Raw genomic sequence first — 21,296 nt, 5'->3', positions numbered from 1 at the left:
TGCCACGGGGCTGCGGCAGGCGCGAAGTTCAGAGGGCGCGTCAGCCGGCCAGCCAAGCGTTGAACCGCTCGCTCAGCTCGCCGTCATGGTCCACCCAGAAATCGAGATTCGAGGCGATCCCGAGTTCGAGGTTCTCGGGCGCGGTCGGCAGATGCGGCAGCATCGGCGTCTCGGTGCCCGCGACATTGCCGACGAGGCTGGCCGAGGACAGGCGCGGCGGGCCGTAGCTGATCTGCTCGGCGGCCTTCGCCAGCTGCTCGGGCGCGGTCGAAAAGGCGATGTATTCCAGCGCCGCTTCCCGGTTCGGGGCGCCCTTCGGCATCACCCAGCCTTCCATCTCGTAGATCTGGCCGTTCCAGACGATGTTGAACGGCTTGTTCTCGGACATCGCGGCGTTGAAGATCCGGCCGTTGAAGGCGAAGGCCATCGTCACCTCGCCATCCGCCAGAAGCTGCGGCGGCTGCGCGCCCGCTTCCCACCAGATCACGTCGTTCTTGATGGTGACGAGCTTGGCGAAGGCCTGATCGACGCCCTCGGGGGTGGAAAGCACCTCATAGACCTGATCCGGCGCGACGCCATCGGCCATCAGCGCGAGTTCGAGATTGAACTTCGCGCCCTTGCGCATGGTGCGCTTGCCGGGGAAGGCGGCGAGATCGAAGAAATCGGCCGGGCCGGCGGGCTTGGCGTCGGGAAACTTGGTGTCGTCATAGGCGAGCACCATCGAATAGACATCCGTGCCCACGAAGCACTCGGTCAGGGCGCCGTCGATGAAGTCCTCCTCGGGCGTCTCGCCATTCGCGCCGGGACGCAGGATCGAGGGGTCGATTTCCTCCAGCAGCCCCTCGTCGCACATCCGCACAGCGTCGGCATATTCGACCGAGGCGACGTCGGCGGTGACGTTGCCCGCCTCGACCATCGCCTTGATCGGGGTCGCCGGGTTGTCGGCGTCGCTGACGACGATGCGGATGCCGGTTTCCTGCTCGAAGGGCCGGTTATAAGCGACCTGGTGCGATTCGCCGTAGGCGCCGCCCCAGTCGAGCAGGTTCAGCGTCCGGTCCTGCGCCAGCGCGGGGCCGGCAAGCGCCACGAGCGCGGTGCTGGCAATGAAGGTGGCTCTCAGTTTCATCCCTTATCCTCCCAAGGATGTTGATTATTATACAGGGTCGAGCGCGCGCGCGTCCTGCGGATGCCAGCCGACGCGGATCTTCTGGCCGGGCGACAGGCGGGTCTGGCCCATCGTGTTGCGGAACTTCATCACGAAGTCATCCGACCCGGCGACCTTCATCCGCGCACGGAAGATGTCGCCCATGTAGATGACCTCGATCACCTCGGCCTCGACGGTGTGGACGTCCGGGGGCATGTTCTCGGGCTTGAACTCGATCCGCTCGGGACGGATCGACACGAGCGTCTGCTGCCCGACTTCGCGGATGTTCACCGGGGCGGCGTCGATCAGCTCGCCATTGGCCAGCCGCACCAGCGCGGTCTGCCCGTCCAGCCGCTCGATCGTGCCGGCAAGCGCGTTGTTTTCGCCGATGAACCCGGCGACGAAGCTGTTCTCCGGCTGCTCGTAAAGCTGCGAGGGCGTGGCGAGTTGCTGGATGCGCCCATCGTTGAAGACGGCGATCCGGTCGGACATGGTCAGCGCCTCGCCCTGGTCGTGGGTGACATAGACCACCGTCACGCCAAGTCTTTCGTGCAGCGCCTTGATTTCATACTGCATATGCTCGCGCAGCTGCTTGTCGAGCGCGCCGAGCGGCTCGTCCATCAGCACCAGCTTGGGATCGAAGACCAGCGCCCGCGCCAGCGCGATCCGCTGCTGCTGACCGCCCGAAAGCTGCGCCGGGCGGCGGTCGCGGAACCGCGCCATCTGCACCATGTCCAGCGCCCGCATGATCCGCGCCTCGCGCTCGGCCTTGCCGAGGCCGCGCACCTCCAGCGGAAAGGACAGGTTCTCGCCCACCGTCATGTGCGGGAACAGCGCGTAGTTCTGGAACACCATGCCGATACCGCGCTTGTGGGGCGGCACGTCGTTGATGTTGCGCCCGTCCAGCAGGATCTGCCCGTGGGTCGCCGTCTCGAACCCCGCGAGCATCATCAGGCAGGTGGTCTTGCCCGAACCCGAGGGGCCGAGCATGGTCAGGAACTCGCCCTGCGCGATGGAAAGATTCAGGTCCTTCACGACCAGCGTCTGCCCGTCGTAGCTCTTCTGGACATGGTCGAACAGGACGAACCCGTCCTTGCCGGCGCTGGCAGTCAATCGCGTTCCCCCTGGCCGTTTCTTGTTCGTGTTAGGTCAGACTATGCAGCCCGCCCCCGACTTGGCAACGGGCTTGTAGGGGCCCATGCGGCGCCCTGGCGGGCTGCCCGGCAAGCGGACAGGATGCGACGGCGCAACGCAGGTGCGGATGTGAAAAAGGCGCCCGCGAAGGGGCGCCGTTTCCATGGTGCGGTCGAAAAGACTCGAACTTTCACTCCGGTTAAGGAACAGCGACCTCAACGCTGCGCGTCTACCAATTCCGCCACGACCGCATTCCCGTGGTGCGCCTCACATAGCGATACGCCGCGCCGTTGAAAAGGGCTTTTCGCGGCGCTGACGCTGCGACCTCATTCCGCCGCGACACGCGCCGCGGGGTCGTAGTTGAGGACCGGGGCGAGCCAGCGCTCGGCCTCGGCCACCGTCATTCCCTTGCGGGCGGCATAGTCCGCAGCCTGATCCGCCTCGACCTTCGCGACGCCGAAATAATAGGCGTCGGGATGCGCGATATAGAGCCCGCTGACTGACGAGCCCGGCCACATCGCCATCGATTCGGTCAGCTCGACCCCCGTGGCGGCCGTTGCGTCGAGCAGGTCGAACAGCGTCCGCTTTTCGGTGTGATCGGGCTGGGCCGGATAGCCCGGCGCGGGGCGGATCCCGCGATAGGGTTCGGCGATCAGCTCCTCGGGGGTGAAGCTTTCCTCCGCGCCATAGCCCCAGAACTCGCGCCGGACCCGTTCGTGCAGCAGTTCGGCCAGCGCCTCGGCGAAGCGGTCCGCCAGCGCCTGCACGAGAATCGCCGAGAAGTCGTCATGCGCGTCGCGGAACGCCTGCGCGCGCGCCGTTTCGTCCCCGGCCGTGACCACGAAACCTCCGACCCATTCGGGCCGCCCCTCGGGCGCGACGAAATCGGCCAGCGCCACGTTCGGCCGCCCGTCGCGCTTGGTCACCTGCTGGCGCAGCGTGTGCAGCACGGCGCGGGTCTCCACCCGGTCCTCGCCGGTCCACAGGCGGATGTCGTCCCCGTCGCGGTTCGCCGGCCAGATGCCGACCACCGCGCGGGGCGAGAACCATTTCTCATCGATGATCCGCGCCAGCATCGCCTTTGCGTCCGCGAACAGCGCCCGCGCGGCCTCGCCCTGCCTCGGATCGTCCAGCAGCTTGGGATAGACCCCTTTCATCTCCCAGGTCTGGAAGAACGGGGTCCAGTCGATGTAGCGGGCGATTTCGGCCAGGTCCCAGTCGTCCAGCACCTTCGTGCCGGTCATCGTCGGGCGCGGCGCGTCATAGGCGGACCAGTCCACCTGCACCGCATTGGCGCGCGCGGCGCCGAGGGGCAGACGCGCCCGGTCGGAGCTGCCGCGATTGTAGCGTTCAGCCATCTGCTGATATTCCGCGCGCACTTCCTTGATATAGCTGATCTTCTCGTCCGAAAGCAGATTCGACACCACGCCCACGGCGCGGCTCGCGTCGGTGACATAGACGGTCTGCCCCCGGTGATAGCGCGGGTTGATCTTGACGGCGGTATGAACCTTGCTCGTTGTGGCGCCGCCGATCAGCAGCGGAAGATCGAGACCCTCGCGCTCCATCTCGGACGCGACATGCGCCATCTCGTCCAGCGACGGGGTGATGAGGCCCGACAGGCCGATGATATCCACGTTCTCGGCGCGCGCGGTTTCGAGGATCTTCTGCACCGGAACCATCACGCCGAGGTCGATGATCTCGTAGTTGTTGCAGGCGAGGACCACGCCGACGATGTTCTTGCCGATATCGTGCACGTCGCCTTTCACAGTTGCCATCAATATCTTGCCGGCGGAACTTGATCCGCCTTCGGACTTCTCCGCCTCCATGTAGGGCAGCAGATGGGCGACCGCCTGCTTCATCACGCGGGCCGATTTCACCACCTGCGGCAGGAACATCTTGCCCGCGCCGAAGAGATCGCCCACCACGTTCATCCCCGCCATCAGCGGCCCTTCGATGACATGCAGCGGACGCGAGGCGGCAAGCCGCGCCTCCTCGGTGTCGTCGATGATGAATTCGGTGATGCCGTTGACCAGCGCGTGTTCCAGCCGCTTGTCCACCGGCCACTCGCGCCACGCCAGATCCTTCTCGCGCCCCTTGGCGCCGCCTTCGCCCTTGTAGCGTTGGGCCAGATCCAGCAGCCGCTCGGTCGAATCTGCGCGGCGGTTCAGCACCACGTCCTCGCAGGCCTCGCGCAGCGTCTCGTCGATCTGGTCATAGACGGCCAGTTGCCCGGCGTTGACGATCCCCATGTCCATGCCCGCCTGGATGGCGTGATACAGGAACACGGCGTGCATCGCCTCGCGCACCGGCTCGTTGCCGCGGAAGCTGAAGCTGAGATTCGACACCCCGCCCGAGACATGGGCGTGCGGCAGTCCCTGCCGGATGCGGCGCGTGGCGTTGATGAAATCGACGCCGTAGTTGTTGTGCTCCTCCATCCCCGTCGCAATGGCGAAGATGTTGGGGTCGAAGATGATGTCCTCGGGGAGGAAACCGATACCGGTCAGCAGGTCATAGGCGCGGGTGCAGATCTCCACCTTGCGGTTCTCGGTGTCGGCCTGTCCTGTCTCGTCGAAGGCCATGACCACGACCGCCGCGCCGTAGCGCAGGCAGAGCCGGGCGTGGTGCAGGAACGCCTCCTCGCCTTCCTTGAGGCTGATCGAGTTCACGACCGGCTTGCCCTGGGTGCATTTCAGCCCCGCCTCGATCACCTCCCACTTGGAGCTGTCGATCATCAGCGGCACGCGGGCGATGTCGGGCTCGGCGGCGATCAGGTTGAGGAAGGTGGTCATGGCGGCGGCGGAATCGATCAGCCCCTCGTCCATGTTCACGTCGAGGATCTGGGCGCCGTTCTCCACCTGATCCCGCGCGACCTCCAGCGCGGCGGGATAGTCGCCGGCGGTGATGAGCTTGCGGAAGCGGGCCGAGCCGGTGATGTTCGTGCGCTCGCCCACGTTGACGAAGGGGATTTCGTCGATCTTCACGAAGGGTTCCAGCCCGGAAAGCCGCAGTTGCGGCGCGATCTGGGGCAGCTTGCGCGGCGACGCGCCGGCGACGGCCTCGGCGATCGCTGCAATGTGCTCGGGGGTCGATCCGCAGCAGCCGCCGACGACGTTGACCAGTCCTTCCGCAGCGAAATCAGCGATCTGCGCGGCCATCTTCGACGCGGTCTCATCATATTCGCCCATCTCGTTGGGCAGCCCGGCGTTCGGATAGGCGCAGATCAGCGTGTCCGCCACGTCCGACAGTTCCGCCAGATGCGGCCGCATGGCGCTGGCCCCGAGCGCGCAGTTCAGCCCCACCGTCAGCGGCCGCGCGTGGCGGATCGAGTGCCAGAAGGCGGTCGGCGTCTGCCCCGACAGCGTGCGCCCCGACAGGTCGGTGATGGTGCCCGAGATCATCAGCGGCAGCACCTGCCCGGTTTCCGCGAACACCTCGTCGGCGGCAAAGATCGCGGCCTTGGCGTTCAGCGTGTCGAAGATCGTCTCGATCAGGATCAGGTCCGCCCCGCCCTCGATCAGCCCCTTGATCTGCTCGGCATAAGCCACCCGCAACTGGTCGAAGGTGATCGCGCGGAAACCGGGGTTGTTCACGTCCGGGCTGAGCGAGGCCGTGCGGTTCGTCGGCCCCAGCGCCCCGGCGACCCAGCGCGGACGCCCGTCCTGCGCCGTCGCCCGGTCCAGCGCCCGCCGCGCCAGCCGCGCGCCTTCTCGGTTCAGGTCGAAAGCCCGGTCCTGCATCCCGTAATCGGCCTGCGCGATGGAGGTGGAGGAGAAGGTGTTCGTCTCCACGATATCCGCACCCGCGAGGGCGTAGCGGAAATGGATGTCCTCGATCGCTTGCGGCTGGGTCAGGTTCAGCAGGTCGTTGTTGCCCTGCTGCGGGTGGTCGGTGTGGATGTGGCAGGCGCAGCCGCCGCCGTGATTCGACGCGCCGGTGAAATCCCCTTCGGCCAGCCGCAACTGCTGGATCTGCGTGCCCATCGCGCCGTCGAGGATCAGGATACGCTCGCGCGCGGCGGTCAGGATCGCCTGGGCGGCGGCAGTCTGGGGCAGTCTGGTCATGGTCTTGGTCCTTTCAGGCGTGCCGTCTTATAGGACAAACCTTAACACAAGGAAAATTCATGTTCGTCACAGGCAACATGAACCGAACTCATGCTGTCTTGCACGGACGCTCCGCATCCCGCATGGCGGCGCCATGACCGAATGGACCACCCTGCCCGGCCTCACCCCCTATCCCGACGCGGTCGGCGCGATGGAGGCGCGGGTCGCCGACATCCACGCCGGTCGCGCCCCCGAGGCCGTCTGGCTGGTCGAGCATCCGCCGATCTACACCGCCGGCACCAGCGCCCGCGAAGCCGACCTGACCGATCCCGGCCGCTTCCCGGTCTTCGCCACCGGACGCGGCGGGCAGTTCACCTATCACGGGCCGGGGCAGCGGGTCGTCTATGCGATGCTGGACCTTAACCGCCGGGGGCGGGACGTGCGCTCCTTTGTCGCGGGGCTTGAAGGATGGGTCATCGACGCGCTGGCCGAGTTCGGCCTGAGCGGCGAAATCCGCGCGGGGCGGGTCGGCGTCTGGATCGCCCGGCCCGACAAGCCGCCCCTGCCCGACGGGTCGATGCGCGAGGACAAGATCGCGGCGATCGGCGTCAAGCTGCGCCGCTGGGTCAGCTTTCATGGGCTTGCGATCAACGTCGAACCCGATCTGTCCCATTACGACGGGATCGTGCCCTGCGGAATCGTGGGGCACGGCGTCACCAGCCTCGTCGATCTGGGGCTGCCGGTGACGATGGGTGATCTGGACGCCGCCCTGCGCGTCACGTTCGACCGGCGGTTCGGCGGCTGAACCGATCAACTTTTGGTCGCGCTTGCAAAAACCATGGACCTTTGCGTTAGTTAAGCCGTTACTCCCTCCGACTGGCCGGTGAGCCGATGGCGCGTGACCGGCCTCAGCGCGCAAGAAAGGAAAACGACATGATCCGCATCTCAGCCACGATCGCCGCGATCGCCCTGGCCCTTCCGGCCGCGGCGCAGGAAGGCGACGCCGCCAAGGGCGAGCGTGAATTCAACAAGTGCAAGGCCTGCCACATGATCCAGACGCCCGAGGGCGAGGACATCGTCAAGGGCGGGCGCACGGGCCCCAACCTCTACGGCATCGTCGGCGACAAGCCGGCTTCGCAGGAGGACTTCAAGTATGGCGACGGCATCCTTGAACTGGCCGAGATGAAGCCGGACATGGTCTGGACCGAGGAACTGCTGATCGACTACATCACCGATCCGGCGGCGTTCCTGAAGGAAGAGACCGGCGATTCCGCCGCCAAGACCAAGATGACCTTCAAGATGGCCCGCAACCAGGCGGACGTGATCGCGTTCCTGGCGCAGCACTCGCCCGACGCAGGCGCGGCCGCGGCTCCGGCCGACGCCGCCGCCGACGCCGCCGCCGCACCGGCGGATGCCGCTGCCGCACCGGCGGATGCCGCTGCCGCCCCGGCCAGCAACTGATCCATCTCAGCTTCCGAGCCGCGCCGTTCCTCGGCGTGGCTCTTCTGCCGTCCCGGCATCGGCCGATCTTCCCCGAACCGCCCTGCGACGCATTGCCCTATCGTCACGGCTTCGCTAGAACTTGTGACACCGCCCGCCGGAGCAGCGTCCGGCCGGGCATCTGCGAATTCACGAGGGAGATCGCGCATGGCTGACGCCGCGATTCACGGCCATGGTGAGCACCATGACTCCCGCGGGTTCTTCACCCGCTGGTTCATGTCCACCAACCACAAGGACATCGGTGTCCTGTATCTGTTCACCGCAGGCCTCGTCGGCCTGATCGCGGTTGCCTTCACCGTCTATATGCGCATGGAACTGCAGCACCCCGGTGTGCAGTACATGTGCCTCGAAGGCGCCCGCTTCTTCGCCGCTGGCGAAGGCGATGTCTGCACCCCGAACGGCCATCTCTGGAACGTGCTGATTACCTATCACGGCATCCTGATGATGTTCTTCGTCGTCATCCCGGCGCTGTTCGGCGGGTTCGGCAACTACTTCCTGCCGCTTCAGATCGGCGCGCCGGACATGGCGTTCCCGCGTCTGAACAACCTTTCCTACTGGCTGTATGTCTGCGGCGTCTGCCTCGGCATCGCCTCGCTGCTGGCGCCGGGCGGCAACAGCCAGATGGGTTCGGGCATCGGCTGGGTGCTGTATCCGCCGCTCTCGACGACCGAGTCGGGCTATTCGACCGATCTCGCGATCTTCGCGGTCCACGTCTCGGGCGCCTCGTCCATCGTCGGCGCGATCAACATCATCACCACCTTCCTGAACATGCGCGCGCCCGGCATGACGCTGTTCAAGGTGCCGCTGTTCGCCTGGTCGGTCTTCGTCACCGCCTGGATGATCCTGCTGTCGCTGCCGGTTCTCGCGGGCGCCATCACCATGCTGCTGATGGACCGCAATTTCGGCACCCACTTCTTCAACCCCGCCGGCGGCGGCGACCCGGTGCTCTATCAGCATATCCTGTGGTTCTTCGGCCATCCCGAGGTCTACATGATCATCCTGCCGGGCTTCGGGATCATCAGCCACGTCATCGCCACCTTCGCCAAGAAACCGATCTTCGGCTATCTGCCGATGGTGCTGGCGCTGATCGCGATCGCGATCCTGGGCTTCGTCGTGTGGGCGCACCACATGTACACCGCCGGGATGAGCGTGACGCAGCAGGCCTATTTCATGCTCGCCACCATGACCATTGCGGTGCCCACCGGCATCAAGGTGTTCTCGTGGATCGCGACGATGTGGGGCGGCTCCATCGAGTTCAAGACGCCGATGCTCTGGGCGTTCGGCTTCCTGTTCCTGTTCACCGTGGGGGGCGTCACCGGCGTCGTCATCGCGCAGGCGCCGCTGGACCGGGTCTATCACGACACCTACTACATCGTGGCCCACTTCCATTACGTGATGAGCCTGGGCGCGATCTTCGCGATCTTCGCCGGGGTCTATTTCTGGATCGGCAAGATGAGCGGCCGCCAGTACCCGGAATGGGCGGGCAAGGTCCACTTCTTCGCGATGTTCATCGGCTCGAACATGATCTTCTTCCCGCAGCACTTCCTGGGCCGCCAGGGCATGCCGCGCCGCTACATCGACTACCCGTCGGAGTTCGCGTACTGGAACAACATCAGCTCGATCGGCGCCTACATTGCCTTCGCCTCGTTCATCTTCTTCATCGGGATCGTGTTCTACACGCTGTTCGCCGGCAAGCGCGTCAATGTTCCGAACTACTGGAACGAATACGCCGACACGCTGGAATGGACCGTGCCCTCGCCGCCGCCCGAACACACGTTCGAGACGCTGCCGAAGCGGTCCGACTGGGACAAGACCCACGCCCACTGATCCGGGCAACCTGACGAGACAGAGGCCCCGGAGCGATCCGGGGCCTTTTTCATGAAGGCCCTGCACAAGGGAACGCCCCGCCGGATGCCCTATCAATGGCACGACGACGCGCCGGAACGCCGCCGGTTGATGATCTGGCCGCATCGCTCGCTGCCGCCGGTCGGGTTTGTCTGGGTGATCGGGCTGTCCGCTGCCGGACTCGCCCTGCCGCTGCTCGCGATGCTGGGACGGGCGGTCCTGTGGGGCCTGCTGCCCTTCGCCATCCTGGCCGTCGCGGGCCTGTGGGCCGCGATTCGCGCAAGCAACCGCCAAGGGCAGATGCACGAGGTGGTGGAACTGTCATCCGGCGCGATGACCGTCACCCGCTGCGATCCGGGCCGCAGCGACCGGATCTGGCAGGGCAACCCCTACTGGGTGCGGCTGGAGTTGCATGACGAACCGGTCGAGGACTACCTCACCCTCACCGACGGCGGGCGGCCGATCGAGCTGGGTGCGTTCCTTTCCCCCGAGGAACGTCGCGCATTGAAGGACGAGCTGGAGCTTGCGCTGCGCCAGCTCCGGCGCTGACCGAAAAGCGCGCCGGACAGCCGAACGGCGCGGCAGCGGGGCCGGGCGGGGCTCAGATCGCGCCGGCTTCCGCCATCGCGTCGATCTCGGCCTCGGTCAACCCGATCTCCGACAGGATCGCACGGGTATCTGCCCCGAGCGCGGGCACCGCGTCCATGCGCGGCTCGAACGCCGTCGAGCGTCCCGGCGGCAGCAGCGCCGGGATCGGCCCCTCGGAGGTGCCGACCTCGCGCCAGCGGTCTCGTGCCTTCAACTGCGGATGCGCCCAGAGATCCGCCATCGTGGACTGCCGGGCATTGGCGATCCCCGCCGCGTCCAGCCGCTCACGCAGCTGATCCGAGGTCAGTTCGGCAAAGGCGGCCGTGATGATCGCCGCGAGTTCCGGCTTGTGCGCCACCCGCGCGGCGTTCCCGGTGAAGCGGGCGTCGGCCTTCAGCTCCGGCTGCCGGATGACCCGGTCGCAGAACAGCGCCCATTCCCGCTCGTTCTGAAGCCCCATCATCACCGAGCCATCGGCGGTCGGAAACGGGCCGTAGGGATAGATCGTCGCGTGGCTCGCCCCCGAACGCTGCGGCGGCTCGGCGCCGTCGAAGGCGTAATACATGGGGAACGACATCCACTCGGCCATCGCCTCCAGCATGGAGACGTCGATCTCGGCCCCCTGCCCGGTCTGCCCGCGCCCGATCAGCGCCCCGAGGATCGAGGAATAGGCATACATCCCGGCGGCGATATCGGCCACGCTGACGCCAGCCTTCGCGGGCTGGCCAGGGCTGCCGGTGACGGACAGGAACCCCGCCTCGGCCTGGATCAGCAGGTCATAGGCCTTGCGGTCGCGGTCCGGCCCATCGGCGCCATAACCCGAGATATTGCAGACGATGATTCCCGGATTCCTCTCGGCCAAGGCCGTATAGGAAAGCCCCAGCCGCGCAGCCGCGCCGGGCGCGAGGTTCTGCACCACCACATCCGCCTTTTCCGTCAGCGCCGCCAGCACTCGCGCCGCCGAGGGGTGTTTCAGATCCAGCGTCAGGCTTTCCTTGCTGCGGTTCGTCCAGACGAAATGCGAGGCGAGCCCGTTGACGCGGTGGTCATAGGCGCGGGCGAAGTCGCCCGTGCCCGGCCGCTCGATCTTGATGACCCGCGCGCCCAGATCCGCGAGTTGCCGCGTGGCAAAGGGCGCGGCGATGGCGTGTTCCAGCGTGACGACCGTGATCCCTTCCAGCGGCCGCATCAGAAGGACCTCGGCAGTCCGAGAATATGTTCGGCGACGTAGCTCAGGATCAGGTTCGTCGAGATCGGCGCGACCTGATAGAGCCGGGTTTCCCGGAACTTGCGCTCCACGTCGTATTCGTTGGCGAAGCCGAAGCCGCCGTGGAACTGGATGCAGGCGTTCGCGGCCTCCCAACTGGCCTTCGCCGCGAGATACTTGGCCATGTTCGCCTGTGCGCCCATGGGCTTGCCCTCGTCGAACAACCGGGCCGCCTCGAACCGCATCAGGTTCGCCGCCTCGACCTCGATCAGGCTTTCCGCGATCGGGAACTGCACGCCCTGGTTCTGGCCGATGGGACGGCCGAAGACGACCCGCTCCTTGGCGTAGGCGGTCACCTTGTCGATGAACCAGTAGCCGTCGCCGATGCACTCCGCCGCGATCAGCGTGCGCTCGGCGTTCAGTCCGGTGAGGATGTATTTGAAGCCCTGCCCCTCCTCGCCGATTAGGTTCTCGGCGGGGATTTCGAGGTTGTCGAAGAACAGCTCGTTGGTCTCGTGGTTGACCATGTTCGGGATCGGGCGGACTTCCATCCCCTGGCCGATCGCGTCGCGCAGATCGACGATGAAGATCGACATGCCCTCGGATTTCTTCGCCACCTGATCCAGCGGCGTGGTCCGCGCCAGCAGGATCATCAGGTCGGAATGCTGGATGCGGCTGATCCAGACCTTCTGGCCGTTGACGACATAGCGGTCGCCCTTCTTCACGGCGGTGGTCTTGATCTTCGTCGTGTCGGTGCCGGTGGTCGGCTCGGTCACGCCCATCGACTGGAGCCGCAGGTCGCCCGAGGCGATCTTGGGCAGATATTCCGCCTTCTGCGCGTCCGAGCCGTGCCGCAGCAGCGTGCCCATGTTGTACATCTGGCCGTGGCAGGCGCCCGAGTTGCCGCCCGAGCGGTTGATCTCTTCCATGATGATGGACGCTTCGGTGAGGCCCAGCCCCGAGCCGCCGTATTCTTCCGGGATCAGCGCGGCCAGCCAGCCGGCGCGGGTCAGCGCGTCGACGAATTCTTCGGGGTAGCCCCGCTCCGCGTCGATGCGGCGGTGGTATTCGGGCGGGAAGGTCGCGCACAGGGCGCGAACGGCGTCGCGCAGGTCCTGATAGGGGTCGTCCTGGATCAGCGGTTTCATGGTCTTTCCTTTCAGGCCAGCGTCGTGGTCGCGTCCATCGCCAGCGCGCCATCATGGCGGCGCACCCACAGGCGGATGGAGCCATCATTACGGCGCGCGCCGTGGACGGAGAAGTCGTCGGTGTCGAGGATCGTGGCCAGCGCCCGGAACTCGAAGCGCCGCACGGTCGCGTCGGGCATCTCGCGGCGCAGCAGGTCCATCAGCAGCGTCGCCAGCAGCGGGCCGTGGACGACGAGGCCGCCATAGCCTTCGACCTCGGTCGTGTAGGGGCGGTCGTAGTGGATGCGGTGGCCGTTGAAGGTCAGCGCCGAATAGCGGAACAGCAGAACCGGACCCGGATGGATCTCGCGGCTGAAATCCGACGCGTCCGGCGCCGCTTTCGGCTCGGGCGCGGGTGCGCCGGGGGCGGCCTCCTCGCGATAGACGATGTCATGCTCCTCGGCGATGCACAGCGTCTCGCCGTCGTAGAGGCCATGCGCCACGGTCACGAAGCACAGCGGCCCGCTGCGGCCCTGCTTGGGATCGACCTTGGCCACGGTGGAGCGCTTGCGGATTTCGGCCCCGATCTTCAGCGGCGCGTGGAAGATGAAGCGGCTGCCCGCCCACATGCGGCGCGGCAGCGGGACCGGCGGCAGGAACCCGCCCTTGGCGGCGTGCCCGTCGCGGCCGCTCTCCGAGAACTTGTGCAGCGGCAGGAAATAGAGCCAGTGCCACAGCGGCGGCAGCGCCGCGCCGGTGGGATAGGTTTCGTCCCGGTCGAGCGTCGCGGCGAGCGCGTCGGCGGGAAAGGGGCGCAGCACCTCGATCGCCGTTTCGCTGCGGCCGATCCAGTCCTGCAGGTTGATGTCGTCGGTCATGCGGTCCTCCTGCGGCCTCCTATGCCAGAGCTTGCGTCTTCGGAAAATTCGCATTCTGGTAAAGCTGCGTTTGGCACAGCAACACGCGAGGGAACATGCATTCGACCTGAACGACCTGCATGCGGATCGCGCTGGTCACCCTGAACGAGCCCTGGGCCGTGCGCGACCGCGCCGTGGTGTTCCGCCGGGGCGAGCCGCTGACCCGCCTTGCCCGGCAGCTGATCGATGCGCTGAAGGAACGCCGCGCGGGGGGCCTTGCGCCCTAGGTCTGCGGCAGCGCCTTCACCGGGCGGTTCCCGGTCAGGCGGCGCACCGCGACATAGAAGCCCGGCACCATGAAGATGCCGATGAACGTCGCCGACATCATCCCGCCCATCACCCCGATCCCGATCGAGTTCTGCGCCGCCGCCCCTGCCCCGGTGGCGATCGCCAGCGGCGTCACCCCGAGGATGAACGCCAGCGAGGTCATCAGGATGGGCCGCAGCCGCAGCTTGGCGGCCTCGATCGCGGCGTCGGCGGCGCTGCGGCCCTCGCGTTCCAGCGCCACGGCGAACTCGATGATGAGGATGGCGTTCTTGGCCGCAAGTCCGATGGTCGTCAGGATGCCGACCTTGAAATAGACGTCATTGGACTGCCCGAAGATCAGCGCCGCCAGCACTGCGCCCAGCACCCCCACCGGCACCGACAGCATGACCGAGAACGGCACCGTCCAGCTTTCGTAAAGCGCCGCCAGCGACAGGAACACGACCAGCGCCGACAGCGCGTATAGGAACGGCGCCTGATTGCCGGCCTGCTGTTCCTGATAGGACAGCCCCGTCCAGGCCACGCCGTAGCCGGGAAGCTGGGCGACCAGCACCTCCATCGCCTCCATCGCCTCGCCCGAACTCACCCCCGGCGCCTCGTTGCCGGAGACCGAGATCGCGTCCGTCCCCTCGAACCGGGCGAGACGGGGCGAGACCGGCTCCCAACTGGTGGACGAGAACGAGCTGAACGGCACCATCTCGCCCTGATTGTTGCGGGCATACCATGCCTCCAGATCGTCGGGCTGCATGCGGAAGGGCGCGGCGCCCTGAACGATGACGGGCCGGAGCGACGTGCCCATCGCGAAATCGTTGACCTCGCGCCCCGCGAAGATCGTCGCCAGCATCCCGTTGACGTCGCTGAGGCTCAGCCCCGCCGCCTCGGCCCGCTGCGGGTCGATGTTGAGGCGCAGCGCGGCGTCATCCTCATCCCCCCGGCCCTGCACGTTCTCCAGCCGCGGGTCGGTTTCCGATGCGGTTTCCAGCGCGCTCGCCGCCTCGCGTAGCGCCGGGATGCCGCCCCCCGCCTGGTCGATCAGGAACATGCTGAACCCGGCGCTGGTGCCGAGGCCCTGAATGGCCGGCGGTTGCAGGAAGGTGATCCGCCCGGCCCGGTGCGAGCCGAAGAGGTCGTTGCCGCGCGCCACGATCGCCGAGGCGGAATCCTCGGCGTCGGGACGTTCCGAGAAGTCCTTCAGGCGCACGAACAGCGTCGCCCTGCCCTGCCCGGTGGCCGAAAAGCCGAAGCCGAGCGCGCCGAAGGTGGACTGCACCGCCGGTTCCTCCTCCAGCAGCCAGGCCTCGAGATCCTCGACCACGGCGCGGGTCTGCTGGATGGTCGAGCCTTCGGACAGGCTGACCTGCACCATCAGCACGCCCTGATCCTCGGTCGGCAGGAAGGTCGAGTTCATGCGCGTGAACAGCAGCGCGGTCGCGGCGGAGATCAGCGCCAGCACCAGCAGGGTGAGGAACGGACGCCGGACGATCCGCGCGACGCTGCGGCCATACCAGTCCGTCACCCGGTCGAAGCCGCGGTTGAACCAGCGGGCCGGGGCGAAGCCGAGCTCGCCGGTATGCGGCTTCAGCATGGCCGCCGTCTGCGCCGGAGTCAGGATCAGCGCGGCGGCCAGCGACAGCCCCATCGCGGTGATGATCGTGACCGAGAACTGGCGATAGACGACCCCCGTCGCCCCCGCCATGAAGGCCATCGGCAGGAACACCGCCGACAGCACCACGACGATCCCGATCAGCGCGCCGGTGATCTGGCGCATGCTGCGCTCGGTCGCCTCGACCGGCCCGACGTGATCCTCGCGCATCACGCGCTCGACGTTCTCCACCACGACGATGGCGTCATCGACCAGCAGGCCGATCGCCAGCACCATCGCGAACATGGTCAGCGTGTTGATGGAATAGCCGAGGACCGACAGCACCCCGAACGTGCCCAGCAGCACGACCGGCACGACGATCACCGGGATGAACGTCGCCCGCCAGCTTTGCAGGAAGACGAGGATGACGGCGACGACGAGGATGACCGCCTCGATCAGCGTGTGATAGACCTTGTTGATCGACGCCTCGACGAAGGGCGAGGTGTCATAGGCGATCCGCAGCTCCATCCCGTCCGGCAGGGCCGATTGCAGTTGGTCCAGCACCGCGCGCACGCCTGCGGCGGTCTCCACGGCGTTCGCCCCAGTTTCAAGGTTCACGCCGAAGCCCGCCGCGTTCAGCCCGTTGAAGCGGCTGTCGCTGCCGTAGTTTTCTCGCCCGATCTCCACATCGGCCACGTCGCCCAGCCAGACGGTCGCCCCGTCCGCGCCGGTCCGCAGCAGGATCTGGCGGAAATCCTGCTCGCTGGTCAGCTGACTCTGCGCCGTGATCGTCGCGGTGAACTGCTGGCCCGGCACCACCGGCTGGGTTCCCAGCGAGCCGACCGAAACGGTGGAGTTCTGCTCGGCCACCGCGCCGACGATGTCGGTCGGCGTCAGCTGATACTGCGCCAGCCGCAGCGGATCGAGCCAGATCCGCATCGCGTAGCCCGAGCCGAAGATGTTGAGCCCGCCGACCCCGTCCACCCGCTTCACCGGGCCTTCGACCACCTCTTCCAGCAGGTTGCCCAGTTCGACCGTGCTGTAACTGTTGTCCAGAGAGACGAGCGAGCCGACCATCAGGATCGACGAGGTGGAACGCGTGACCGACACGCCGTCGTTCTGCACCGGTGTCGGCAGGCGCGATTCCACGCTGCGGACCCTCGACTGCACGTCGTTCAGGGCGTCGGTCGGCTCCACGCTGTCGTCGAAGGTCAATGTCAGCGAGGACCGGCCCTGCGACGAGGTGGATTCGAAATACATCAGCCCGTCGAGCCCGGTCAGCGTATCCTCGATCTGGGTCGTGACCGAGTTCTGCACCGCGTCGGCGGTCGCGCCGGGATACGAGGCGGTGATGCGGATCGTGGTCGGTGCGATCTCGGGATATTGCGAGACGGGCAGGCCCAGAAGGCCGAAGCCGCCCGCGAGCATAGTCACGATCGCCAGAACCCAGGCGAAGACGGGGCGGTGGATGAAGAACTGCGCCATGGCTCAGTTCGTCCGAACGGGAGGACGGGCCACGATCACGGCCGCCGGGGTGGGACCGTCGGTTGCAAGCTGCGTCGGCCGATCGGGCGCGGCCGGCGGCTCGGTGGCGGGCGCCTCTGATGGCGTCCGGGCCGGCTGCGCGGGCGCAGGCTCCGCCGCGGCGGGGGCGGCGGCCTGATCGGTTTCGGGCGGGCCGGGCTGGGCCGCACCGGCCACCTCGACATCGCGGACGACGCCCTCGTCGTCGATCGTCACCGGGACGTGGACGACCTCGGCGCCGTCGCGCAGGTTGTCGAGGCCGTCGAGGATCAGCAGGTCGCCCTCGGCGATCCCCTCGGTCACGATCCAGGCGTTGCGGCTGGTGCCGACCTCGGTCAGTCCGATCTCGTCGGCGCGGCCGTCGCGGACGATGAAGGCGGTCAGCGTGCCGTCGGCCGAGCGGCTGGTGGCGCGCTGAGGGACCAGCACGCCGTCAACCATGCCGATCTGCAGATCCACCCGCACGAACTGCCCCGGCAGGATCAGCCGGTCGGGATTGGCAAAGCGGAACCGCGCCGGAACCGTGCCGGTCGTGGGCGAGACCTGGAGCCCGCCGCTGACGGGATAACCGCCATGTTCATAGACGCGGCCAGTTTCCAGGATCAGCTCGGCCGTGGGACCGGTCACGCGCTGCAGCGTCCCTTCGTCCACGCGGGCGAGATTGCGCAGGATGCGGGCGCGGGATTCGGCCACATCCACATGGATGGGATCGAGTTGCGTCACCGTCGTCAGCTCCGTCTGCGGCCCGGCCGAGACGATATCGCCGACGCTCACCTGGGCGATGTCCACGACCCCGTCTATGGGGCTGCGGATCACCGTCCGCTCCAGCGCAAGCTCGGTCAGGTTCCGCTGCGCCTCGGCGCCGATCAGGTTGGCGCGGGCACTGGCCAGCGCGACCTGCGCGTTCTCCAGATCGACGCGGCTGACGGCCGAGCCTTCCAGCCGCTGGTAGCGGTCCACGGTCGATTGCGCGCTCTGGATCGCGACCTCGGCGGATTCCACGGCGGCAAGATTTGCGTCGAGTTCGGCGGCGAGGGTTTCATCCTCCAGCCGGAACAGCACCGTTCCCGCCGTCACCTTGGTGCCGGGCTCATAGGCGACCTCGGTCACTTCGCCGCCGACCTTGGGGGTGATCGCCGCCTGTTCATAGGCGACCGCGCGGCCCGGCAGCGTCACCGTGACCGGCACCTGATCGCGCGCCACCGCCATCACGCCCACCTCGCGCGGCCCGCCCGGCGCGCCCTGCGCCAGCGCCGCACCGGCTGACGCGAGCGCCACGCCGACGGCCATGACGAGGGTGAATCGTGCTGGTCGGGTCATAGATGCCTCGCTCATGCGGTGCCGCGCCGCTTCTGGCTGGGGAGTAACTGGCCACAAGCCTATCCCATGACAACACCAAACGGCGACGCAACGAACCGCATTCTCGGCGGGATCGGACGCGCCTCACCCGAATGTGTCAGGTGCGGACCTGCCGCATGTTCTCGGGCAGCCAGGTGGCAAGGCCGGGGAACGCCATCAGGATGAACACCATCAGCAACATGATGAAGAACATCGGCAGCGCCGCGCGGGCGATGTAGCCCATGCCGTGATTGGTCATGCCCTGCAGCACGAACAGGTTGAAACCGATCGGCGGGGTGATCTGGGCCATCTCGACCACGACGACGATGAAGATACCGAACCAGATCAGGTCGATACCGGCCTGCCGGACCATCGGCTCGACCACGGCGATGGTCAGCACCACGGCCGAGATCCCGTCGAGGAAGCAGCCGATCACGATATAGAACACCAGCAGCGCCAGCAGCAGCTGCATCCGGCTCAGCTCCATCGCGCCGATCCATTCGGCCAGCGCGCGCGGCAGCCCGGTGAATCCCATCGCCAGCGACAGGAACGCCGCCCCGGCAAGGATCAGCGCGATCATCGCCGAGGTCCGCACCGCGCCCATCAGGCTCGCCCGGAAGGACTGCCAGTTGAGCGAGCCCTGAACCCCCGCCAGCAGCATCGAGCCGAGGACGCCGAACGCCGCCGCCTCGGTGGCGGTGGCGATGCCGGTATACATCGACCCGATCACAAGCCCGATCAACAGCAGCACCGGAATGAGATAGCGCGAGTTCTTCAGTTTCTCCCCGAAGGACATCGGCGGCTCGGGGTCGGGCCGGTAGTCCGGGTTCAGCCGCGAGATGACGACGATATAGCCCATGAACATCGCCGCCAGAACGAGGCCGGGGATGATCCCGGCGATGAACAGCCGGGTTATGGATTCGTTAATCGTGACGCCATAAACGATCAGCGTCAGCGAGGGCGGGATCATCAGCCCCAGCGTCGCCGCGCCGGCCAGCGTGCCGATGACCTCCCGCTCGGGGTAGTTGCGGCGGCGCAGTTCGGGGATCGACATCTTGCCGACCGTGGTCAGCGTCGCGGCGGACGAGCCCGAGACGGCGGCGAACACCGTGCAGCCGACGACGTTGGTGTGCAGCAAGCCCCCCGGCAGGCGCGACATCCACGGCGCGAGGCCGCGGAACATGTCCTCGCTCAGCCGGGTCCGGTAGAGGATCTCGCCCATCCAGATGAACAGCGGCAGCGCCGTCAGCGTCCAGGACGAGGATGAGCGCCACATGATGGTCATCATCGCGTCGCCCACCGGACGGGTGGTGAACATCTCCATCCCGACCCAGGCGACCGCGGCGAGCGCGAGGCCCACCCAGACGCCCGCGCCCAGCAGCGCGAACAGGACCAGCAGGAAGACGGCGATCGGGATCAGTTCAGCCGTCATGGGGCACCTTCACTCCGCATGGCTCTGTTCCGCCAGGTCCTCGGGGACGATGTTGTCGCGCCCGGTGCGCAGAAGGGCGATCAGGTTGTCGATGACGGCCAGCGCCAGCAGCGCGGCGCCGATGGCGACGGGCATCTGGACGATCCACATCCGGGTCATGTCCTGCCCCTGGCTGATATCGCCCAGCTTCCACGACCAATAGACCAGCCGCCCCGCGAACCACGCGACGTAACACGTGATCGCGCAGCCCACGATCAGGCAGAACAGCTCACCCCAGTAGCGGTGCCGCCCCAGCGCCGTCAGGCCAAGGCCGACGCGGATATGCGCGCCGCGGTTCAGCGTGTGGGCGAAGGCGAGGAATGACGCGGCGGCCATCAGATAGCCCGCATATTCCGCACTGCCGTGAAAGATGGTTCCGGTCCAGCGGGCGACCATCTGCGCGGCGATGACGGCCAGCATGGCGACGAGGCACACCGCCGACGACACGCCGCCGAGATCGTAGAGCCCGTCCAGCGTCCGGCGCAGGGCGCCGCGCGGCGCGGTCGTGTGGGGTTCGTTCATCCGGTCGGTCATCCTGCCTTGCGGCGGCGTGGCGGCCCGGCGCGTCCGGGCCGCCTTCCTGCGTCAGTTGCCGCGATAGGCGTCGATGATCGCCTGCCCGTCATCCCCGGCGGCGGCGATCCATTCCTCGGTCATCGTCTCGCCGAAGCCCTGCAGGTCGGCGCGAAGCTGGTCCGAGGGCGGCTGCACGGTCATCCCGTTATCAGCCAGCGTCTGCAGATACTCCCCCGCCAGCACCCGCGCCCGTTCCGAGCCGCGGGTCTGCGCCTCGGCGCCGCAATCGTTCAGCGCCGTGCGGGCCTCGTCCGGCAGCCCCTCGTAGGCGCCCTTGTTCACCAGCACCGAGTTGCGCGGAATCCACGCCTGCACGTCGTAGAAATGGGTCAGCTGTTCCCACACCTTCGAATCGACACCGGTCGCGCCCGAGCTGATGAAGCTGTCCGCGACGCCGGTCGCCAGCGCCTGCGCAAGCTCCGGGCTTTCGATCTGCACCGGCACCATGCCCGCAAGCTCCGCGATGCGCGAGGTCGCGGTGTTGTAGGCGCGGAACTTCAGCCCCCGAAGATCGGCGGCCGAGTTGATGTCCTTCTTGGTGAAAAGCCCCTGCGCCGGCCACGGCACCGCATAGAGCAGCACGAGGTTCTGGCCGTCCAGCGCCGCGGTCAGCGGCTCCTGCGCGGCCTCCCACAGGCGGTCGCTGTCGTCGAACGAGGTGGCGAGGAACGGGATCGCGTCCACGCCGAACAGCTTGTTCTCGTTCTCGTGGGCGGACAGAAGCCGTTCCCCGATGGACGCCTGCCCCGTCTGCACGGCGCGCTTGATGTCGTTGCCGGCGAACAGCGCCCCGTTGGGATGGATGTTGATCGTCAGCGCCCCGCCCGACCTGTCGGCCACGCAGGCGCCGAACTCGCTCAGGTTCTCGACATGGAAGTTGGTCGCCGGATAGGCGGTCGGCAGATCCCAGCTTTCCGCCTGCGCGGCCGTTGCGGCGACGGCCATCGCGGCGGCGGCGATGAATGCGGCTTTCAATGTCGTTCCTCCCGTTGGTGATTTTGCGACGGAGCCTAGGTGAAACCGGTCCCATGTCCACCTG

The 21,296-nt window shown here is 67.1% G+C and carries 16 protein-coding genes and 1 tRNA gene; 5 read left to right on the top strand and 12 right to left on the bottom strand.

The features are described from left to right. Positions 1-40: 40 nt before the first annotated feature. From KTN05_RS11085 to metH, 4 genes are all read right to left on the bottom strand, one after another. Positions 41-1,126 carry an ABC transporter substrate-binding protein gene (locus tag KTN05_RS11085; protein WP_217329465.1) on the bottom strand — a complete coding sequence of 362 codons (1,086 nt, stop codon included), beginning with the start codon at positions 1,124-1,126 and terminating at the stop codon, positions 41-43. 27 nt (positions 1,127-1,153) lie between these two features. Then, positions 1,154-2,257 carry an ABC transporter ATP-binding protein gene (locus KTN05_RS11080; RefSeq protein ID WP_217329464.1) on the bottom strand — a complete coding sequence of 368 codons (1,104 nt, stop codon included), beginning with the start codon at positions 2,255-2,257 and terminating at the stop codon, positions 1,154-1,156. A gap of 185 nt (positions 2,258-2,442) precedes the next feature. Continuing rightward, positions 2,443-2,529: transfer RNA gene (locus tag KTN05_RS11075), tRNA-Leu, on the bottom strand. Positions 2,530-2,604: 75 nt separating this feature from the next. Further along, complete coding sequence (gene metH / locus KTN05_RS11070) at positions 2,605-6,339, bottom strand: methionine synthase (protein ID WP_217329463.1); 3,735 nt, start codon at positions 6,337-6,339, stop codon at positions 2,605-2,607. 133 nt (positions 6,340-6,472) lie between these two features. Between metH and lipB the strand changes: the two genes are divergently transcribed. From lipB to KTN05_RS11050, 4 genes are all read left to right on the top strand, one after another. Then, positions 6,473-7,123 (top strand): lipoyl(octanoyl) transferase LipB, encoded by a 651-nt coding sequence (lipB, locus tag KTN05_RS11065; RefSeq protein WP_217329462.1) that lies wholly within the window; start codon positions 6,473-6,475, stop codon positions 7,121-7,123. A gap of 128 nt (positions 7,124-7,251) precedes the next feature. Continuing rightward, positions 7,252-7,779: a cytochrome c family protein gene (locus KTN05_RS11060; RefSeq protein WP_217329461.1), complete on the top strand. Its 528-nt coding sequence runs from the start codon at positions 7,252-7,254 to the stop codon at positions 7,777-7,779. A 186-nt stretch (positions 7,780-7,965) separates the two neighbouring features. Continuing rightward, positions 7,966-9,645: a cytochrome c oxidase subunit 1 gene (locus tag KTN05_RS11055; RefSeq protein WP_217329460.1), complete on the top strand. Its 1,680-nt coding sequence runs from the start codon at positions 7,966-7,968 to the stop codon at positions 9,643-9,645. 51 nt (positions 9,646-9,696) lie between these two features. Continuing rightward, positions 9,697-10,212, top strand: a complete 516-nt coding sequence (locus tag KTN05_RS11050; RefSeq protein ID WP_254368137.1) for a DUF2244 domain-containing protein — start codon at positions 9,697-9,699, stop codon at positions 10,210-10,212. 52 nt (positions 10,213-10,264) lie between these two features. On the opposite strand, the gene KTN05_RS11045 is transcribed toward KTN05_RS11050, so the two are convergent. Genes KTN05_RS11045 through KTN05_RS11035 form a run of 3 tightly spaced genes read right to left on the bottom strand, consistent with a single transcriptional unit; the run spans position 10,265 to position 13,463 of the window. Continuing rightward, the gene (locus KTN05_RS11045; RefSeq protein WP_217329459.1) at positions 10,265-11,440 is read right to left on the bottom strand and encodes a CaiB/BaiF CoA-transferase family protein; all 1,176 of its coding nucleotides are present in this window, start codon (positions 11,438-11,440) and stop codon (positions 10,265-10,267) included. Next, on the bottom strand, positions 11,440-12,606 hold the full coding sequence (locus KTN05_RS11040; protein WP_217329458.1) for an acyl-CoA dehydrogenase family protein: 1,167 nt from the start codon (positions 12,604-12,606) through the stop codon (positions 11,440-11,442). Before KTN05_RS11040 ends, KTN05_RS11045 begins: the two co-directional genes overlap by 1 nt. Before the next feature lie 11 nt (positions 12,607-12,617). After that, positions 12,618-13,463, bottom strand: coding sequence for a MaoC family dehydratase N-terminal domain-containing protein (locus KTN05_RS11035; protein WP_217329457.1), 846 nt, complete (start codon positions 13,461-13,463; stop codon positions 12,618-12,620). A gap of 119 nt (positions 13,464-13,582) precedes the next feature. Here KTN05_RS11035 and KTN05_RS11030 point away from each other — a divergent pair, with 119 nt between their 5' ends. Beyond that, positions 13,583-13,729: a hypothetical protein gene (locus KTN05_RS11030; RefSeq protein WP_217329456.1), complete on the top strand. Its 147-nt coding sequence runs from the start codon at positions 13,583-13,585 to the stop codon at positions 13,727-13,729. Here KTN05_RS11030 and KTN05_RS11025 read toward each other — a convergent pair. The 5 genes from KTN05_RS11025 to KTN05_RS11005 all read right to left on the bottom strand — a co-directional run bounded on the left by KTN05_RS11025 (position 13,726) and on the right by KTN05_RS11005 (position 21,232). Beyond that, positions 13,726-16,833 (bottom strand): multidrug efflux RND transporter permease subunit, encoded by a 3,108-nt coding sequence (locus KTN05_RS11025; RefSeq protein WP_217329455.1) that lies wholly within the window; start codon positions 16,831-16,833, stop codon positions 13,726-13,728. The genes KTN05_RS11030 and KTN05_RS11025 overlap by 4 nt on opposite strands. Positions 16,834-16,836: 3 nt before the next feature. Continuing rightward, positions 16,837-18,207, bottom strand: coding sequence for an efflux RND transporter periplasmic adaptor subunit (locus tag KTN05_RS11020; RefSeq protein WP_254368136.1), 1,371 nt, complete (start codon positions 18,205-18,207; stop codon positions 16,837-16,839). A gap of 121 nt (positions 18,208-18,328) precedes the next feature. Further along, the gene (locus KTN05_RS11015; RefSeq protein ID WP_217329454.1) at positions 18,329-19,642 is read right to left on the bottom strand and encodes a TRAP transporter large permease; all 1,314 of its coding nucleotides are present in this window, start codon (positions 19,640-19,642) and stop codon (positions 18,329-18,331) included. Between the two features lie 9 nt (positions 19,643-19,651). Then, entirely contained in the window at positions 19,652-20,203 is a 552-nt protein-coding gene (locus KTN05_RS11010) for a TRAP transporter small permease (protein ID WP_217329453.1), read from the bottom strand. 63 nt (positions 20,204-20,266) lie between these two features. Further along, positions 20,267-21,232 carry a TRAP transporter substrate-binding protein gene (locus tag KTN05_RS11005; RefSeq protein WP_371823339.1) on the bottom strand — a complete coding sequence of 322 codons (966 nt, stop codon included), beginning with the start codon at positions 21,230-21,232 and terminating at the stop codon, positions 20,267-20,269. Positions 21,233-21,296: the final 64 nt, after the last annotated feature.

The organism is Paracoccus sp. Z118, assembly GCF_019061185.1.
Classification (GTDB): domain Bacteria; phylum Pseudomonadota; class Alphaproteobacteria; order Rhodobacterales; family Rhodobacteraceae; genus Paracoccus.
This window is presented reverse-complemented; position numbering and strand designations above follow the sequence as displayed.

What these genes read in the sequence shown, in the direction of transcription:
- KTN05_RS11085 (WP_217329465.1), bottom strand. Translation starts at nt 1,126, where the DNA reads ATGAAACTGAGAGCCACCTTCATTGCCAGCACCGCGCTCGTGGCGCTT.
- metH (WP_217329463.1), bottom strand. Translation starts at nt 6,339, where the DNA reads ATGACCAGACTGCCCCAGACTGCCGCCGCCCAGGCGATCCTGACCGCC.
- lipB (WP_217329462.1), top strand. Translation starts at nt 6,473, where the DNA reads ATGACCGAATGGACCACCCTGCCCGGCCTCACCCCCTATCCCGACGCG.
- KTN05_RS11060 (WP_217329461.1), top strand. Translation starts at nt 7,252, where the DNA reads ATGATCCGCATCTCAGCCACGATCGCCGCGATCGCCCTGGCCCTTCCG.
- KTN05_RS11055 (WP_217329460.1), top strand. Translation starts at nt 7,966, where the DNA reads ATGGCTGACGCCGCGATTCACGGCCATGGTGAGCACCATGACTCCCGC.
- KTN05_RS11050 (WP_254368137.1), top strand. Translation starts at nt 9,697, where the DNA reads ATGAAGGCCCTGCACAAGGGAACGCCCCGCCGGATGCCCTATCAATGG.
- KTN05_RS11045 (WP_217329459.1), bottom strand. Translation starts at nt 11,440, where the DNA reads ATGCGGCCGCTGGAAGGGATCACGGTCGTCACGCTGGAACACGCCATC.
- KTN05_RS11040 (WP_217329458.1), bottom strand. Translation starts at nt 12,606, where the DNA reads ATGAAACCGCTGATCCAGGACGACCCCTATCAGGACCTGCGCGACGCC.
- KTN05_RS11035 (WP_217329457.1), bottom strand. Translation starts at nt 13,463, where the DNA reads ATGACCGACGACATCAACCTGCAGGACTGGATCGGCCGCAGCGAAACG.
- KTN05_RS11030 (WP_217329456.1), top strand. Translation starts at nt 13,583, where the DNA reads ATGCGGATCGCGCTGGTCACCCTGAACGAGCCCTGGGCCGTGCGCGAC.
- KTN05_RS11025 (WP_217329455.1), bottom strand. Translation starts at nt 16,833, where the DNA reads ATGGCGCAGTTCTTCATCCACCGCCCCGTCTTCGCCTGGGTTCTGGCG.
- KTN05_RS11020 (WP_254368136.1), bottom strand. Translation starts at nt 18,207, where the DNA reads ATGAGCGAGGCATCTATGACCCGACCAGCACGATTCACCCTCGTCATG.
- KTN05_RS11015 (WP_217329454.1), bottom strand. Translation starts at nt 19,642, where the DNA reads ATGACGGCTGAACTGATCCCGATCGCCGTCTTCCTGCTGGTCCTGTTC.
- KTN05_RS11010 (WP_217329453.1), bottom strand. Translation starts at nt 20,203, where the DNA reads ATGAACGAACCCCACACGACCGCGCCGCGCGGCGCCCTGCGCCGGACG.